We start from the raw sequence: 1114 nt of genomic DNA on the forward strand, positions 1-1114 counted from the left end.
ATTCTCTCCAATTTTGAATAGAGAACAGCCAGAAATAAATACACCTAAACTTAAAATTAAATATCGAATCATGCCTTTAAACATAACGCCGCAATATGGGGCGCATAAAAGCTTGGCTAAAATTAGGAACGAAGTGACGCAAGCCAAGCTTTTTGCGTCCCATTCATTATTGCTTTGTTATAAGTCTTATACATTGACTATTAGCACACTGTATATTGCGACTAATATACAGCCTAAACCAACATAACTAATTGTATATATTGGTTTTACCCACTTAACTTTTACAAAATCTTGTAAATCACGAAAAACAAAACTGCCTTTAGCCAAAAGGGTAAGCGCACTGGTATTGGGGAGCTTAAAAACGAACACCAGTACCGTCGAAATCAAAACGCAAGCAAAGCCGACAAATAACAGTACCTGAGCAAATATTGGCATATCCAACCTTAAGACTTATAACGCCCTAATAATGAGCTCAAAATAGTTTGCTAAAATGTTGAGGAACGAAAACAGCAAACTGTTTTTAGTCCTTATTTATTAGCTTGTTAGGTGCAAAACCACACGCACCTGTATTATTTAAAATTTGTTTTTTTGCACTTTGCGCTTTATCTATAGAGTCAAAGCCTGCCATTCTGAAATTTTTAGATAGCGGTGCTTTCAAAGTAGCTGATGGAAAACCAATATCATTTTCTCGAGCATCTACCACTACAAATTTGCGCCCTAGATTCTTTTGAGTAATGCTATTTAAATTTAAACCTTCAGAAGCGGTTAACTCAATACTAATATTCCAATATCCCTTAAAGCTTGATTCATTTATAGAGATGCTTTCAATGCACTCGGGAGAAATTTTATACACCAACAGTTCTTCGGTGGCACAAACCATACCTGTAAAGAGTGAAGTTGTAATAATGAAACTAGATAATATGCGCATACGTCCTTTGCACCTAACATGTTTATAGCGAGCGAATCGCGCGTTTTTCTACTACGCTACCGCTCACTTTTCTGAATGATATATTTTTAACAGACGAGTTAACTTATTGCCAATATTATTAAAAATAGCTATTGCTCGTTTTCATCTTGCGACAAAAGCACGCGATTGGGTCGTTTTCTTGACTAT

The 1114-nt window shown here is 35.7% G+C and carries 2 protein-coding genes; one reads left to right on the forward strand and one right to left on the reverse strand.

Features of this window, described 5'->3' with window-relative positions; genetic code table 11:
- The coding region (locus tag C2M35_RS15855; RefSeq protein ID WP_234000078.1) for a hypothetical protein at positions 1-247 on the forward strand (247 nt) is incomplete at its 5' end.
- A 273-nt stretch (positions 248-520) separates the two neighbouring features.
- Here C2M35_RS15855 and C2M35_RS15275 read toward each other — a convergent pair.
- Complete coding sequence (locus tag C2M35_RS15275) at positions 521-928, reverse strand: hypothetical protein (RefSeq protein ID WP_105265701.1); 408 nt, start codon at positions 926-928, stop codon at positions 521-523.
- Positions 929-1114: the final 186 nt, after the last annotated feature.

The organism is Pseudoalteromonas sp. T1lg76, from assembly GCF_002964725.1.
Classification (GTDB): Bacteria; Pseudomonadota; Gammaproteobacteria; order Enterobacterales; family Alteromonadaceae; genus Pseudoalteromonas.